This is a genomic window from Achromobacter spanius (assembly GCF_002812705.1).
Classification (GTDB): Bacteria; Pseudomonadota; Gammaproteobacteria; order Burkholderiales; family Burkholderiaceae_B; genus Achromobacter; species Achromobacter spanius.
The window spans coordinates 1,829,925-1,844,124 of the sequence record NZ_CP025030.1; the positions used below are offsets into that span (position 1 = coordinate 1,829,925).

General features: G+C 59.7%; 15 protein-coding genes. 2 read left to right on the forward strand and 13 right to left on the reverse strand.

The genetic code is table 11. From position 1 onward, the window contains the following. Nucleotides 1-5 precede the first annotated feature (5 nt). From CVS48_RS08365 to CVS48_RS08410, 10 genes are all read right to left on the reverse strand, one after another. Entirely contained in the window at nucleotides 6-572 is a 567-nt protein-coding gene (locus CVS48_RS08365) for a type 4 pilus major pilin (protein ID WP_242001341.1), read from the reverse strand. 50 nt (nucleotides 573-622) lie between these two features. Next, nucleotides 623-1,672 carry a type II secretion system F family protein gene (locus CVS48_RS08370; protein WP_158218662.1) on the reverse strand — a complete coding sequence of 350 codons (1,050 nt, stop codon included), beginning with the start codon at nucleotides 1,670-1,672 and terminating at the stop codon, nucleotides 623-625. Beyond that, nucleotides 1,659-3,365 (reverse strand): GspE/PulE family protein, encoded by a 1,707-nt coding sequence (locus CVS48_RS08375; RefSeq protein ID WP_100854035.1) that lies wholly within the window; start codon nucleotides 3,363-3,365, stop codon nucleotides 1,659-1,661. The genes CVS48_RS08370 and CVS48_RS08375 overlap by 14 nt, the downstream gene beginning before the upstream one ends. A gap of 6 nt (nucleotides 3,366-3,371) precedes the next feature. Beyond that, entirely contained in the window at nucleotides 3,372-3,887 is a 516-nt protein-coding gene (pilP, locus tag CVS48_RS08380; protein ID WP_100854036.1) for a type IV pilus biogenesis protein PilP, read from the reverse strand. After that, entirely contained in the window at nucleotides 3,877-5,205 is a 1,329-nt protein-coding gene (gene pilO2, locus CVS48_RS08385) for a type 4b pilus protein PilO2 (RefSeq protein ID WP_100857565.1), read from the reverse strand. Before pilO2 ends, pilP begins: the two co-directional genes overlap by 11 nt. 10 nt (nucleotides 5,206-5,215) lie before the next feature. Then, complete coding sequence (gene pilN / locus CVS48_RS08390; protein WP_100854037.1) at nucleotides 5,216-6,973, reverse strand: PilN family type IVB pilus formation outer membrane protein; 1,758 nt, start codon at nucleotides 6,971-6,973, stop codon at nucleotides 5,216-5,218. Next, on the reverse strand, nucleotides 6,973-7,971 hold the full coding sequence (locus tag CVS48_RS08395) for a TcpQ domain-containing protein (protein ID WP_100854038.1): 999 nt from the start codon (nucleotides 7,969-7,971) through the stop codon (nucleotides 6,973-6,975). The genes pilN and CVS48_RS08395 overlap by 1 nt, the downstream gene beginning before the upstream one ends. Then, nucleotides 7,972-9,219 carry a TraB/TrbI/VirB10 family type IV secretion system protein gene (locus CVS48_RS08400; protein WP_157814456.1) on the reverse strand — a complete coding sequence of 416 codons (1,248 nt, stop codon included), beginning with the start codon at nucleotides 9,217-9,219 and terminating at the stop codon, nucleotides 7,972-7,974. A gap of 74 nt (nucleotides 9,220-9,293) precedes the next feature. Next, nucleotides 9,294-10,262, reverse strand: a complete 969-nt coding sequence (locus CVS48_RS08405; protein WP_100854040.1) for a TrbG/VirB9 family P-type conjugative transfer protein — start codon at nucleotides 10,260-10,262, stop codon at nucleotides 9,294-9,296. Then, nucleotides 10,262-11,071: a VirB8/TrbF family protein gene (locus CVS48_RS08410; protein WP_088588779.1), complete on the reverse strand. Its 810-nt coding sequence runs from the start codon at nucleotides 11,069-11,071 to the stop codon at nucleotides 10,262-10,264. Before CVS48_RS08410 ends, CVS48_RS08405 begins: the two co-directional genes overlap by 1 nt. A 246-nt stretch (nucleotides 11,072-11,317) precedes the next feature. Here CVS48_RS08410 and CVS48_RS08415 point away from each other — a divergent pair, with 246 nt between their 5' ends. Next, nucleotides 11,318-11,530 (forward strand): hypothetical protein, encoded by a 213-nt coding sequence (locus CVS48_RS08415; RefSeq protein WP_100854041.1) that lies wholly within the window; start codon nucleotides 11,318-11,320, stop codon nucleotides 11,528-11,530. Beyond that, nucleotides 11,527-11,688 (forward strand): hypothetical protein, encoded by a 162-nt coding sequence (locus CVS48_RS29175; protein ID WP_157814457.1) that lies wholly within the window; start codon nucleotides 11,527-11,529, stop codon nucleotides 11,686-11,688. Before CVS48_RS08415 ends, CVS48_RS29175 begins: the two co-directional genes overlap by 4 nt. A 5-nt stretch (nucleotides 11,689-11,693) precedes the next feature. On the opposite strand, the gene CVS48_RS08420 is transcribed toward CVS48_RS29175, so the two are convergent. The 3 genes from CVS48_RS08420 to CVS48_RS08430 form a co-directional block, all read right to left on the reverse strand. Beyond that, complete coding sequence (locus CVS48_RS08420) at nucleotides 11,694-12,713, reverse strand: type IV secretion system protein (RefSeq protein ID WP_100854042.1); 1,020 nt, start codon at nucleotides 12,711-12,713, stop codon at nucleotides 11,694-11,696. A 1-nt stretch (nucleotide 12,714) separates the two neighbouring features. After that, nucleotides 12,715-12,852: a hypothetical protein gene (locus tag CVS48_RS29180; protein ID WP_157814458.1), complete on the reverse strand. Its 138-nt coding sequence runs from the start codon at nucleotides 12,850-12,852 to the stop codon at nucleotides 12,715-12,717. A gap of 167 nt (nucleotides 12,853-13,019) precedes the next feature. Next, a complete protein-coding gene (locus CVS48_RS08430; RefSeq protein WP_088588783.1) occupies nucleotides 13,020-13,781 on the reverse strand; it encodes a TrbJ/VirB5 family protein in 762 nt (253 codons plus the stop codon). Nucleotides 13,782-14,200 lie beyond the last annotated feature (419 nt).

Below are 14,200 nucleotides of genomic sequence, written 5' to 3' on the forward strand. Positions count from 1 at the left end.
CTCCATCAGCGCGCAGTCAGTACGAGGTCGACGTTGCCGGTGGTCGGGCAATTCGTCATGCTGACGAACTGAGCCGTACGGGACAGATTGGCACGCAGCGGGATGCAGTTGCTGCTCGGGACCGCCCGATAAGTGATGACGAATTGCGTCGCTGTACCCACAACGGTGACTTCTCCGTTCCAGCTGTGATAGAGGGTGCCGGTGGTCGCGCCAATCATATTGCTAGGAATTGCGCCGGCGGCCTGCAATGCGGCGGTGGTCACATTTCCATAGCCGTTCATGTCCCGGAGAAGCTTCGCGCCCTTTACCAGCTGCGCGATGTTCTGAGCTTCTTGGTTGTTCTCGGTATCCTTGTTGAGGACGTAGTAGGCCCCGAAGATCGCCGCAGCCACCACAACCGCCAAGAGCATCCAGGCCAAGAAATTATCAACGGAAGCTCCTGCTTGGCGGGCGAGCGGTGTACCCGCATGAGGCAGGGCGTGTTGGTCGGCCACCTTCACATCGTGCTCCGGCGCGGGCTCGCATTCAGCCAAGTGGTTGTTGATGGAGGAAGGGTTAACGTAGGTCGTCATGTAATGCTCCAAGGATGAAACAGTTGATGCTCTGCGCTATTCGCGCGCGGTTAGAAAGCTCGATCGCCCATTGCGGCGGTTTGCAGTCCGAATAGGCCAAAAAAGATGAGAGCTGCAAGGGCGGTCACGCTGATCAGGCCCACGTAGAAAAAGACCTTCCCAGAGGCTTCAAGGCGCTCTGCAGCAGTCTCTGCGGAGTTGGTCGCAAATTCAGACAGGGCAAAAGCGAAGCCCTCGCGAGACGCGATCGTGGTGATGTATGCGATGGATTCTTCGTCGGGGAACTTGTGGCCAGCAAGCTCCAAGGCGACACCCAGGTTCTTGCCCATGCTCAATCCATACATGGTGTCCTGCAAGCGCTGTTGCAGCCACGGATTGGCGTGCTTGTGAATATGCACCATGGTCTGCAGAAGATCAGCGCCGGCATTGAGCAGAATTGCGAGATTGGAGAAGAAGACCGCACCCTGCATCGTCTTGTATGTCGACCACGGCGGCAGGCACTCAAACGCTGGACGTAGTCGCCCCGTCCAGTTTGGCAACGACCACCGGATTGCGTAGCCCACGCTGACAAGGCCTAGCAGAATGAAGATGCCGTAGTGCCGGACAATCTCGCTCATCCAATAAACGACGGCAGTCTGTCCGGTCCATGTTGCTGGATCGGAGCCTCTGGCGTATATCGGAACAACCTTAAAGGACACAAATGTGAGTAGGACTATCGCCATCACGACGATCACAGACGGATAGGAAACAGCGCTGACGATGGCTGATCGAACTCGCGCTTGACGCTTGATGTGCTTGATCGCGTCGTCGCAACCCGTGGCAATGTCGCCGGCCTTCTGGGCAGAAGCCAGCATAGAGATCTCGGTCGGCGGGAGCCATCCTTCGAACGCCTCTGCAAATCGGTCCCCGCTCATGCCGCTGGACAGTCTTACCAGAACCTCGTGCGCAAAAACGGCGATTACCGCCTTGGGGCGTCGCCCGTTTCGGCTGTGCGCCTTTTGAATGTCGACCAACGCGTCGTAGACCGGCACCTTGGACCGCGCCATGGAATACAGGGTGCGGTAAATGAGCATTCGCCGGCGGGAGCTAAGCTTTGCCATGGCGAGACCTCCATTGGCTAAACAGCGATCCGCTCTTACGTCCATGCAAGCGACCTGGTCGTTGCGGTCGCGCAGCTTCGTTGAGCCAGTCGTCACTATCCAGTGGCCGCACCATCAGCTCACCGAGGTCGGGGTCCACTCGGCCCGCCTCAATCAGGCGAATTAAGTGGGCGCACTGGGTGATCCCGCCCATCTTTTGGACCCAGTACTTTTGCGCGGCGAAGGTTCCCTGTTTGCGATAGACCGACATCAAGGCTGGGTTAGGCGAGACGACCTCGGCGCAGACTGTGCGTCCGACTAGGCCGCGGCGGCAACTAGGGCAACCAGGCCCTCGTACACGAACGCCTGAGACGTCGCAGAAGTGCCGTACACGGTCTCGGAGCCCCACCTCAAGCCGATCCTCTACGTCGCAAAATGGGGCGCTGCAGTGCTGGCACAGGATAGGCACCAGCGCTTGATTGATGATGCCGATGAACAGGGTGGGGTCGGTTAGCAGGTTTCTCGGGACGCCCGAGTCTTCCAGGCGGTCGAAAGAGCTCATTGCGTCTTTCACGTGGAGCGTGGCCAGTGTTGGGTGGCCTGTGAGCGCTGCGCGAATTGCCGAGCGTACGGACGCCTTGCCACGAATTTCACCAATCAGGATCGAGTCGGGGTCTGATCGAAGCATGTGATCGATCGCGTCGACCCAGGCGGCTTCAATCTCTTCTTCACTGGTGCCGGCCGGGATTATTGGCTCTTGGACAGCGACATAAACGACATCGTTGCCATCGCGCTTGGTAACCACGCGAATGGGCTGTTCGACGGGATCCTCGGCCGTGGCGATGATAAGCTCGCCCTCGGCATGTAGAAGAGCCTGCTTGAGATAGTGGTTGAGTGTGGTGGATTTTCCGGAGCCGGTCGTGCCGGTCACCAGCACAATCCCGGACGTCTTGCGCGAAAACAGGCGTATTTGCGTGCATTGTTCCGGCAGATACCCAAGTTCCTCCATCGACTTCGGGGTGTCACCCGTGTCGGGATAGAGACGGATGACGAGCTTCCTCCCGCGGGCTGCTGGGCCGGTCGCGACTCGGCATACGAATAAGCCGGACTGGCGAGCGTAGCGTTCCATCAGGCGGGCATTCTGCTTTCGTGATGGCTCGTAGTTGTCGGGCTTTTCACACATCGACGTGTAGAGCGTCGATACCAGGTCTTCGGCGACGGCTCGATCGAGCGTGAACCGAGCTTCCGGAATGCCGTTGATTCGGTATTTCACATAGGTTTTATCCACGTCCGGCAAGAAGTGGATGTCGCTTGCACCGAGGCGCGCCGCCTCGGAGATCATTCGATTTATTTGTTCTTGCTGCGCTGTCTTTGTACTTCCAGGGCCTTCGGTGATCGATAGCGAAGCGCCATCCTTGGCGGTCTGCTGCAGTCGTTTGATTTCGGAGTGGCTAACCAGCCGCGGGGAAAACGTCACACGGTTAAGGCGCAGGCGCGACATATAGGACATTACGCGCATGTCATCGCTGTGCTCCTCGTCGACGTAGAGCACACCGTCATCGGCCAATACGACGCGGTCGATGACGTACTCGGGAGCCTGCCACGCGCCGCCCACCGCGCTCAAGTTCTGAACGCGACGGAGCGGCTCGGCCGCTGAGGGGAGCTCCAGGTCCTCGGTGCCAGGGGCATTTGGGGCGTGGATCGTGGTGTCCATGGTCGCTTACCTTCCGGGTTGGAATGGCATGGCAGTGCCAGGGAACGGAGAGTTAAGCCGAACCGGGCCGTCGGATACCGCTTGAGGAGCTTCTGCGGAAAAGCCCAAGCGGAGATCTTGACCGTTGCGGGTCAAAACGACGCGGTCGACAGAAACGGCCTTCACGCGGTATCCCCCGGGCACGTCTTCGCCGGGCCGCGCAGTCGCCTGGGCGCCGCCGGCATACACGAGAACGGCGTAAAGCTGGCTGCCAACGCCTTGGACAGAGCGGACAGCGGGAACACCAGTCGCGCTGCGGTCTTCGACCCGCGAGGTCTTTTCGTAGGCCATCTTTGCTTCGTTCATGCCGGTGAGCGCTTCGTACGTAAGCCGGCGGAGTTGAATGTCGGCAAGTTCCGCAAGCGTGCCCGCCGGCGGCGGGCTGTGATCAGTCGTTCGCGCGACTTGCGCGCCGGCGTGTGGGGTCGAAGCAAAAAGCAAAGTCAGGGCCGCGCAAAGCGCGGCTGCGGTCCTACTTTCCATAGATCTCACCTTTCATCGAGTAGGAGAGCTTTCTCTCCTTGATGGTCGTAGACTGTTCCAGCAGGCGCACGCCTCGTGTGTCGAACCCCTTGAAAATGGAGTCTGCGGGCCAGTCGGAAGTTATTTCGAAGGTTGCGGTCGCCCAGTCCGGTGGTTGTGTGGTCCCTTGGCTACCTAGTTCTCCCGGACTGGGCGGAGCCTTTGGCGAGACCGTGATCGGAATAATCTGCTTTTGGAGATGCGACACCAGGCTGTCGACTCTGAAGCCGATGTCCGCCATCTCGTCGTCTCCGCCGGCCGGTGCTTTGGATATGACTCGCACGGTCGCCTGGTTGGCGTCTGCTTGGATAGAAACGGTGGCGCCTGGCGAGAAAGCGGAGGCTGCGGCCGCTCGGAAATCCAGGACAGTCGCGCGTGGTAGTCGCACGTACGCTGCCTCGAAGCCACTGGGCCTGCAGTTGAGACCTTTGAGTTCCCACGCGCTGACATAAAGTGGAGCTGATCGTGCGGCGTGCTCGCAATGTGCAATCATGGCCGGCACGGACGGCGTGGTCGTCCATGGATGCACCAGAGCTGCCGGCAGGACATTTTGGCCGCTATCCAGTTTGACGCGCGCCAGCTCTGCCTGGCGCAGCTGTTCTAGGCGTTCTTGCCGTTCACGCTCGTGCTCACTCCACACGTAAAAGGCGATGGCGGATGAAATTAGCGCCAGCACCGTAGCTGCAACAAGCACCCATTCCCGCCGGCTTAGGCCAAAGCGAAGGGGCTTCAGCTTATGTTCCCTTGCTGCAGCTTTCTCAAGAGCCGCCAATGTGACGGACGCATCCCCCCCAAATTCGAGCTCTGGGGGTGCGTAGACCGTAACTTCCTTGCCCTTGGATGAGAGAAGGGCGTAGAGGGCTCGCACCGCCTCTTGAGCTTGCTCCAGGGTTTGAAAAACAACGTCGGAATCCGGTACTACGCCGCCGTCCTTAAACGCGACAATCGCGAACCGGCCATCTCCTACGGCGAAGGCTGCAATAAGGGGGTCCAGAGTGGACTGCCCTTCTTTGCGTAGGAGCAGGTCGGCCACGATCGAAGCCAGGCTGAACATGCCTTTCTGAACGCCCGCTTGTTTGCGGACGAAGCCGGCCTGAATGATCGTGGGGAGTCGCCGGATAGCGACGATGTCCATCCCGTCCCGCTTTCCGATCTCCCGAGCCTCCTTCATCACCTTTTGAGGCTGCGATAGCGTCTGCCAGTAAAGCCCGGACACGAGCGACTTCGAGCCAGCAGAGATGACCGTCACGCTGCCAGCGTGTGCTTGGGTTTGAGCCATAGTAGCCACCTCAGCTAGACCTCGCGCCGTACTGGCCAGAGGTATCCGTCATTTCTTGAATCTCGGAATCGTCCTCTAGCACAATCGGGGTGATCAGAATGACGACCACTTCACGCCTGTTGTTGGTGGAGCCGCCGCCACCGGTAAGCCAATTCGACGCGCTGAACATGCCGCTGCGATTGCCCCGATCGACGTTCTGCTCGAAGCCGGAGAGAATCAGCGTCTGGCCAGATCTCAGTCGCACGCGCTGCGAAAAGATTCGGCTATCAACCTCCGGAACCTCGATTGAGTTATCGCCACTGGTGACGGTTCGCAAGCGCGGGTCTGTGGAGAGGTTCATCGTGAACTGCAGGAGCATTTGATCGCTGTCGATCATGAACGGCAGCAGGTCCATCGAGAATCCCGTCGTGACGGTGCCGGGCGTTAGGGCCGAAGTTGATCCGACCTGCGCGGTTGCGGTGTTAGACACGGCGGCTAGGTAGCTCGTCTGCTTGGCAACCTGGACGGGCACGGGTTGATAGTTGAGTGTGGTGACAGAGGGCTGTGTCACGATTGACACGCGGCCTTGGCTCGACAGCGCGCGGAGAATGGCCTTTGAACCGGCGAACTGGCCAGCGGTGCCGGTTGCGGTGTCCAAGATCCCTATCGATGCAGACCCAGCACTCGATGCAGCAGTAAATGCATTCGCGACTGTGATCCCATAATTACCATTCAACGATTTATAGACCGCTGTCAGGTCCAACCCCTGGTCGTCGGTCTCCGTCCGCTGTACGACCGCGACGGTGATGTTGAATAGCGCCTGACGCGTGATATTGCGATTCTCCGTCTTGAGATATGCAGCGATCCGGCTGAGCACGTCCGGTGTGTCTGTGACGGCGACGGTCCCCGTGCTGACAGACAGACTGGACTGCCCTAATCCGGGCGTCAGCATGCTCTTTATCATGCGATCGACGTCTTCGGCCAAGTTCGACTCAATCGAGACCATAGTGGTCTGCGTCGAGCCCCCTGAGACCGTGCTTCCGCCCGACCCGGAGGACGAAGTGGCGCCGGACGCGCCTTGGCCGCCAGCGCCCGATGACGAGAGCTGGGTGCCGGACTGGACGACCGACTGCATATTGGTTTTCGACTGGATCGCGTATATGCGGAAGACTTTGGTGTCTAAGTAGTGGATCTGCACGGCGCCGTCGCGAAAGCTCCAGCTCAGCCCGAGGCGCGCGGTGACCGCGTCAAGAAGGCCAGGCAGAGGCTTGCCGTCCCAACGAATCCCTGAAATCGTCGTGTCACGAGCAGACATGGAGAGGGGCGCGGAGGCGGATCCGCCAGCGCCCAGCGCGCCTACACCCCCTGGCGGCATGGGTCCGCTTGAGCCGCTTGGTGGTGTCATATCGGGCGTCCGCGATCCCACGCGGCTCCCGCCGCTCAGCGCCGCGATAGCGTCTGCCGTGATTCGGACGGGAACGCCGCATAGAGCCGTTACCGTCTGCCCGAATTCAAAGACGCTGATCGGCGCGGCTGGAACAAAGGTGATTGGACATTGAAGCGGTGCTGGATACGCCGCGGTCGATGGCCGTAGGATCGGGGTTTTGGACACCCAGGGACGATCGATTACCTCGACAGCGCGATCGCGAACTTTGCGCATACTGGCCGCGGAGGCGGCGTGTTCGCCATAGGAATCATCAACGCGCGCCTCTGTGTCTTTTATCCGCTGCAGGGCGCAGCCTGAGAGTGTCGTCGCTACAGCCACAGCCAGTACGATTGCCCTTTTCATTACTTCTTCTCCCAGACTTCCAATACCTTGTTGTCTCGATATGCGAGACCTCGAAACTTCCTTTTCGCGACGTCGTACGCGGACAAGAGATCGTTTGCCGCATCCCAGAACTCGCCACGAAACGTGGCCGGAGCTTCAATTGCGTAGTCGAAGTCAGGTTGCCATTTCACGGACTGCCAGCCAGCCGTCTGCGCCCATTCGTCGAGCGTTTGCTGAACGGTCTTTCCGACATCGGCATGCCACTCCTGGACGGGTGCTGGCCCGACCGCATTGCCGGTGATGGGAACGTCGGTGCTGGATACGTCGACGGTAGCTACGACCGGGCCGCCGCCCTTGGTGTCTACGGGCTCCGTCTCGGCAGGGTTGGAGGAACGACCGGGTGCAACCTCAGGCGCAGATCCTCCGATTGCGACTCCCATGAATGCCGCGAGACTCGCCCCGTCAGGCACAGACGGGGTCAGAGGCTGTACGGCTGCCTGGACGGGCGGGGCCGTCACGACGATCGGCTTGTAGGACGGATCCGGGCCTGCCGCTGCATCAGCGGCCGTGCGGCGAAATGCCAACTGTTCCCTGGTGGCGGGCGTCGACGCGCTACCGGTCTGCCTAGAAGGCGTCGCCATGCCGGTATAGCTACCCTCCGGTGGTAGGCCAGCCCGCCAAGCAAGTGCCTCCCGTCGCCCCAGCCTGAAGGCGAGGCGGGCTTCCATATGAGGAATGACGATATAGGGGGACTGGGCTTCCCATGCCAGCAAGATACGACCGCCTGGCGCATCGGCAAATATGGCGGGAATTTCGGTGCCTGGCGCGAATTGCAGATAAACCCTTTGGCCGTTGTCGAAGACCTGAACAGGAGAAATGCCACTGTCTCCCGATTGCTTCCAGTTGAATTCATAGAATGCGGGCCGCGCAACGGCAAACTCAGGCTGCGCGGCGACGGAGATCGGCGCGAGCAGCGCGAGGCAGACGCCCGCGAATAGGGAGGAAAGGCGATGCTCCATTTAGTAGCTCCTGACGATGTTCGGGTCGAGCACGAGGTCTCGCGCGACGACGATGTTGATCTTGTCGGCCGGTTCGAGCGTGAGCGTTCGCTTGATCGATTGATTCCGCTGCAGGATTTGCCTGACCGTATCGCTGAGGGCCTGGCCAGCAGTGCCCGTCAGCGTCGACGTGGAGCTGCCGTTGTTTGACCCACTGCTGCCGACGTTGATTGTCACGTTCTGGCTGTTGTCATAGCGGCCCGCCAATGCCGCCACAGCAGCCACGCCAAATGCACTGCCAAACCGCTCCCAGAAGTGGTCGTCGACTTTCGCGGCAATGCCGGCAGCTCCTGTGCGATCAGATATGTCCCAACCGCCCAGGGCCACTCTGGCGCCGCTCGGAAAGTCCATTCTGTTGACCGACATAAGCATGCGGCTTTGGCCTTCGGCTATATCCGTGCTTACCTCCCCGGTAAGGGCTGTACCCTTTTCAATCAGAAGGTGCGTGCCATGAACGCTGTCGTAGATATCCGATGTCACCAATGCTCGGAAAGTGCCTGGGGCGTCAGTGTTTAACGACTGTTGAATCACTGCTGGAATGATCCAGCCTTCTCGGATGTAGTACGGGGATGGGGCAGCGGACGCGAAAAGGGGGGATTTGATACCGGCAGAGTTACCGACCTGTCCTCCAGGGGCGGCCTGCGGCCCGACACCTTGCCCGACCGTGTTGGCCGACTGGCCTCCTGGCGGGACCGGAGGCACATTCGGTCGCGCGAATCCGCTGGTATCAATGCCGGCCGCGGCGGCGATCGCCGTGACATCGCGAAGGGCGGATTCGGGTGTAGCCATTGCGCGCGGTGATGGGCCGGAAGCGCCCGCCACAGGTTCATCCTGCTCTTGGGATTCCCAGAAGCCAATTTCGATACCAGAGAGATCCTCTTGCTGTGCCAGTCTCGTATTGCCGCGGTGCTCTTCGATCCGTTTGGCATCGGCTTCTGTACGTGTGGGCTGAGATGGCGCCGCATGCTCTGCCGGCTGACTCGGATCCTTCGCGGGCGCATGGACTGTCTCTTCCTCGTTGCGAGCCAGGCGGTCCCGAAGCTGGTCTGCAATCAGTCGTTGGACCGCAAACGGGTTACCAGCTTCCTTCGCTGCGCGATCTTGCTCTTCTTTTTTGGCGCGAGCTTCCGCGGCAGACTCGGGTGCCACGCCGGCGATTCGTCGAATCACGACAAAGCCGAGAACGACCGCAATGAACGTGATCAGCACGATCTTGACCAGTCCACGGGACACAGCTGTGCGACGCTGCGGAGACGCCCCGGCAGGAGGATTTGTGACGGCGCTCATTGGTACGACGCATTGTTGAGGTTTTTGACACCCGACACGCCGCAACCGAACAGGCCGCAGGCCTTACCTCGGCGGTTGAATACACGGACTTCGTCCTTACGCAGCTTGAGGAGCGCGCCGTCGGGAAACAGGCGCTGAACGACAAAGTAGTTGCGGCGTACCGTAAAGTTGACGAGCTCAGCAGTTCCATCGGCACCCAGCGCGAAGATGGCGGGAATCTCCTGTACATCGGAAGGAAGCTGGATCCAGGTGAACTTGCCGTCATCGAACACCATGGCCGGCTTGAAAGGTGCATCCCCGTCAATGCGATAGTCAAAGTTCGCCTTGGAGATGTCGACAATATCGGCCGGCCGTGCGTCGTGGTCTGACCGGCCACTAGGAGCGGGGCGGCGGGCGGCAGGCCCGGGAGCATCCCACTCTGAGCCGGCCATCGGCCCATTCTGCTTGCTCGGCATGGCGCCGTTGCCGCCGAACGTGTCCAGGCCGGCCGAGGCCAGATCTTGGTCGGCGTCTCCGGTCCAATTCACGCGCTTGTAATACGAACCTTTCGAGGCAGAGACGAACGTGACCTGGTAGGTGCGCAGGTTCGTGATAATCGTGGCGGTATTGAGCAGGTTGTCGCCTTTCGACATCACAAACAAGTCGCGCTTCGTGCGCGCCGGCTTGAACGTCCAGCGGCTCGCGCTAGTGTCCGACGCGTAATAGCCCTTGAGGGTCTCCCCTGGCGCGAACTCCAGGTGGACCATCGTGAATGGGCGCATCAGCACGGGATAGTCGTAGTCGCGGTCAAAATTGAACGTGACCAGTCTCGCGTCTAGGGGCATAGGGACGGCCGCGTTGGGACCAGCGTTGGCCCGCTTTTGAGCAAGTGCCACCTCTGCTCTGACGTCGCTCTCTTGTGCTGCGATGGTGCCCGAGCACAGCAGGCAGACGACAGCGGTAAGAATGCAAGTGACTCTGCGCATTACTGTGCTCCCAGAGGTCGGACGCTGCTGGGGCCGAAGTAATCGGTGAGCGTCCACCACTCGACCTTGACGCCCAGTGGATTGGATCGTTGCTCTTCGATGCCCTGTTTGTCTGTGGATAGCAAAAACCGGACGGTCAAGAGCTTGGTCTTGGGGTCGCCAAACTCCTTCCCGTTGACGCGCTCCTGAAGCGTCAAGAGCATGTAGGCTTGTTTGCCGTCTACGCTGTACGTAGTGGAATTCTCGGTGACCTCGCGTGTAAGGCCCTGCTGGTCTGCGATGCGAGCCCCAATGGGATCTACCTTGGCGAAGTAGTTCGTGACCTGGTCTGTGGCTGCGCCGATGGTCCAGCTGGTCGCCTTGGGAATGTCTACGTCGATTGAGTCGGACGGATTGGGCTTAATCGTCAGCAGCCAGGTCGCCCATTGGCGCAAAAAGAACGTCTTGTTAGCCGTTTCCGGGGTAAAGCGCTCTGCCACGCGATCAGAGATCCAGACGGCACCTGACCGCGCATCCCACTCGACAAAGTAGGGCGTCTGCTGCTTAAGCGGAACCAGTTGGAATAACGCAATTCCCTCAATGGTCGCAACGAGGAAAAATCCAAACGCGACGATTGCTGATCGATCGGCTTGTTGTAGGGGACGCTGAAAAACGGCGTAGTACAGTCGATGGGCGCGCTCGGTCAAGGGCAGCACATGTGCATCGAATTCTGGTGTGGCGGGTGCTTGACCAGCGGGGCCTGTAGTGTCCGCAGGGCGAAGATCGGGACGGCGGCGGCTCATGAAGCGGCTCATGAATTTGAGGGGCATGATTAGGCTCTGCGATGTTGGATGAGTGATGGCGCCGTGCGGTGAGCAAGGCCAATGCACTTATCTCTTGAAGAAAGTCCGTAGGAAGGGGTAAACTGGGCCTGAAAGTTCGATCCGTGGCCTCGATTTATCTTGGCCAAACCAGCGGGCAGGGCGCCCATGCGGAGGCCCTCCATACCAGAATGATCCGAATTGCCGTTTGGTAGACTCGGATCCGTCGAACAAGAAACGTATGGGGTACTTTCCATGTCCAGAGCAAAACTCGTGTTGCTGCTCACAGTCGTCGCGATCGCCGGCGGCGCGACGGTATTTGCGCTACAGAAGCCGCAAGAGCGCGCTGCAACTATGTCGATTGAGCAATCCAGCGTGGCGAAGCGCGAGTCCTTCAAGCAGATGACACCGCTTTGCCTGGCGGGCATGGACTGCCCTGCAAACGCAGCTGCTGGAGAGAAAAAATGAGCGGACTTGTTGGCTTCGTTGTTCTCGGGCTCTTGGCGCGCGCCTTCCTGAAGGGGTTCGCCTCGGCCGGCCGCGAGGAAGGCGGCGGCGAGACTTACGCGACCCGCTTCGACAAAGAATGGGAAGAAGACTGGGACCGCGAAGCGCGGGAAGGCTGATCGCATTACCGCTTGCCTCCGCTACGCAGGATTTTCGCGGCCACACCTCGGCCTACCATTCCGCGCCCGAAGCTCTGTGCGTTCGAGCTGCCGCCCGACACGAGCCCTTGAGCAAGACCTGGAACTTGCCACATCATGAAGGCTGCGATAAAGCCAAGAAGCGCGATAGCGATCATCGCGATCTCATTCGAAGCGAAATAGAGATCAGCTTCTTTTCGACTGTCGATCTTGTCGTAGAAACCGACCAAAGTCGGGACGATCCCTTTCGTTACCAGAACAGCGACGAACCACGCGACTAACTGCTGCAGCGACGCGGCGATCATGAAACGCAGCCAGCCATCGAACAAAAATGAGACGGCCGGAATGATGGAGAGGCCCACGAGCAATGGACCAAGGGCCAGGCCGAGCTGCAACATGACATACGACATTTGCAAGACGACGATGAATGCGATCGACATCAGCACCATCGCGATGATGGCAAGTACTTGGCACAGGAAGATCACCAAGATAATCGGCAGGTTCTTCAGGATCTCGAAGAAGCCAATCTGATCCTTGCTGACACATTCTGAAGGACGGGAGTCGACGATCCAGTCCAGAGGGTTCAGCGACCATCCACCGTGGATCTTGCAATAGAGCGACTTTTCAGATTCCTTCCGCTTGCCGTCGGCAATTAGCGAAATGGTATCCATCGTCAGCTTCAGTATTTCGACGGGATTCGCCGAGCCCTTTGTAATCTTGGTCGCGGCCTCTTGAGTGGCCGTAACGAACATATCGCGCGGCACCCCGTTCATGCTCTGGACGATTACCATGACAACCCCCATCCTCAAGATCAGGTTGAACAGGCTCACCAGAAACTTGACGGTGTCGCTGGCTAAAAAGTAGTCGCGTAACAGGAACCACACGGCTGTGCCGGACGCTCCAACGGACAGGATGATCAGGCCTTCTTCTTTGAAGATATCGGCCATGGCAAAGCCTGCCGTGTTGACCGCCGAGAACGCTTGATTGAATAGGCTTGCGACGTCCACATCAGCCTCCGAATTGCCAGCCGAGCGCTCGCACGCCGGCGTCGAGCGCGTAAAGCGCCGTCAACGCAATCGCGACGGCAATAAAGCCGGCGAGCGCATTGGGTGATGTGCAGTCGATCTGCACGATGGCGAGGGCCACCGAAAGGCGCAGGGATTTCGCTGCGGCACGTAGCGGTTTGTGCTCAAGTCGCCCGCGCGCGGCTATTTCAACGCGATACCTACGCCGCTCCCTGCACACGATTCTGAGCTCGTGACGACTACGGCAAAGGACCAAGAGCACCCGCCGGAGAGGCTTTCCAGTCATGTCTATAGACCGAATTCGAGTGCCGGCATCTTTCCGATGGCGGAGCGCTTGCTGGCAGCTTCCTTCGCGACCGCGTCGTAACGCAGTTGGGCACCTTCCACGGATAGCTTGTTGAGGTCTTCTTTCGTCGCTCGGTCTTGTAGATCGAGGACGACCTGACGCTGCATAAGGCTGCGCATTTCAAGAAGCTCCCCGGCCAAGACACTCGACTGCTGGTTCAGCAGCTGCAGGCCTTGGACGTTTCCCTCAATGCCCGGTATCTGTCGGGACAACTGCCGGAGATTCGCGGCGCGAGACGCGAAGGCCTCCATCGTTGCAAAGTCCTGGTCAAGCTGCTTGCGGTAGACCCCGCCTTTAGTTTGTGCGAGGTGAACATAGGCCGTCCCCCAGCGCTCAGGCGTCATGTCTAGCGACTTCATCTCAGCGCTGGCGCTGTCGTACATGCGCTGAAGCTGCGACCCCGCCTGGTACAGGTCGGAGACACTCGAAACGAGATCGCGCATGGACAGGCCTTGGCCCCCATAAGCCTGATCCGCCAGGTTCAGCACGTTGCCGCCCAGGCGCTGTAGGTTCGTGATGTTCTGTTGCACCATCATCGTCTGTTGAGTCAGCTGCTGGGTTTGGTTCATAACGCTCAGCAGTTGTTGCGCGAAGTTGGCGCCGTCAAAGGTCGGAATCCCCGATGCCCTCGGCGCCGCGGTGATGCAACTTAGGGCGACCGCCGTGGCAGCGCGGATGAACGTCCTTCGGGTTGGTGATTGCATGCTCGGCTCCTCAATAATGAACACGGTTGTAGATTGCACCGTCGATGATTACGTCGATCGCGCGTGGCCCCTTGTATGGCAACCACACGACGCTGCTGTACACGTTTACGGTCGTCGGTACGCCGCCGCCTGCGTCGCCACCGAGACCGCAGTTATCGCAGACGTCCAACTGACCCACATACCCGCTCACGCACGCACGTGCACCGGCCGAGCCACCGTCGTCGCTGCTCGACTCCGAAGGGGCATAGCTTCCCTGAAGGAGGTACTTAGGCCGCAAGGGCCTTGTCTCGCCAGTCGCCGCACCTTGAGCGACGAATTGGCCGCGGCGAGCCGGCGTATAGCCTGTTGGGCAAAGGTCATAGGGCTCCCGCGATTTTTTGGCGTAATTGTTGTTTCCCGCGATCGCGCATGTCGGAAAC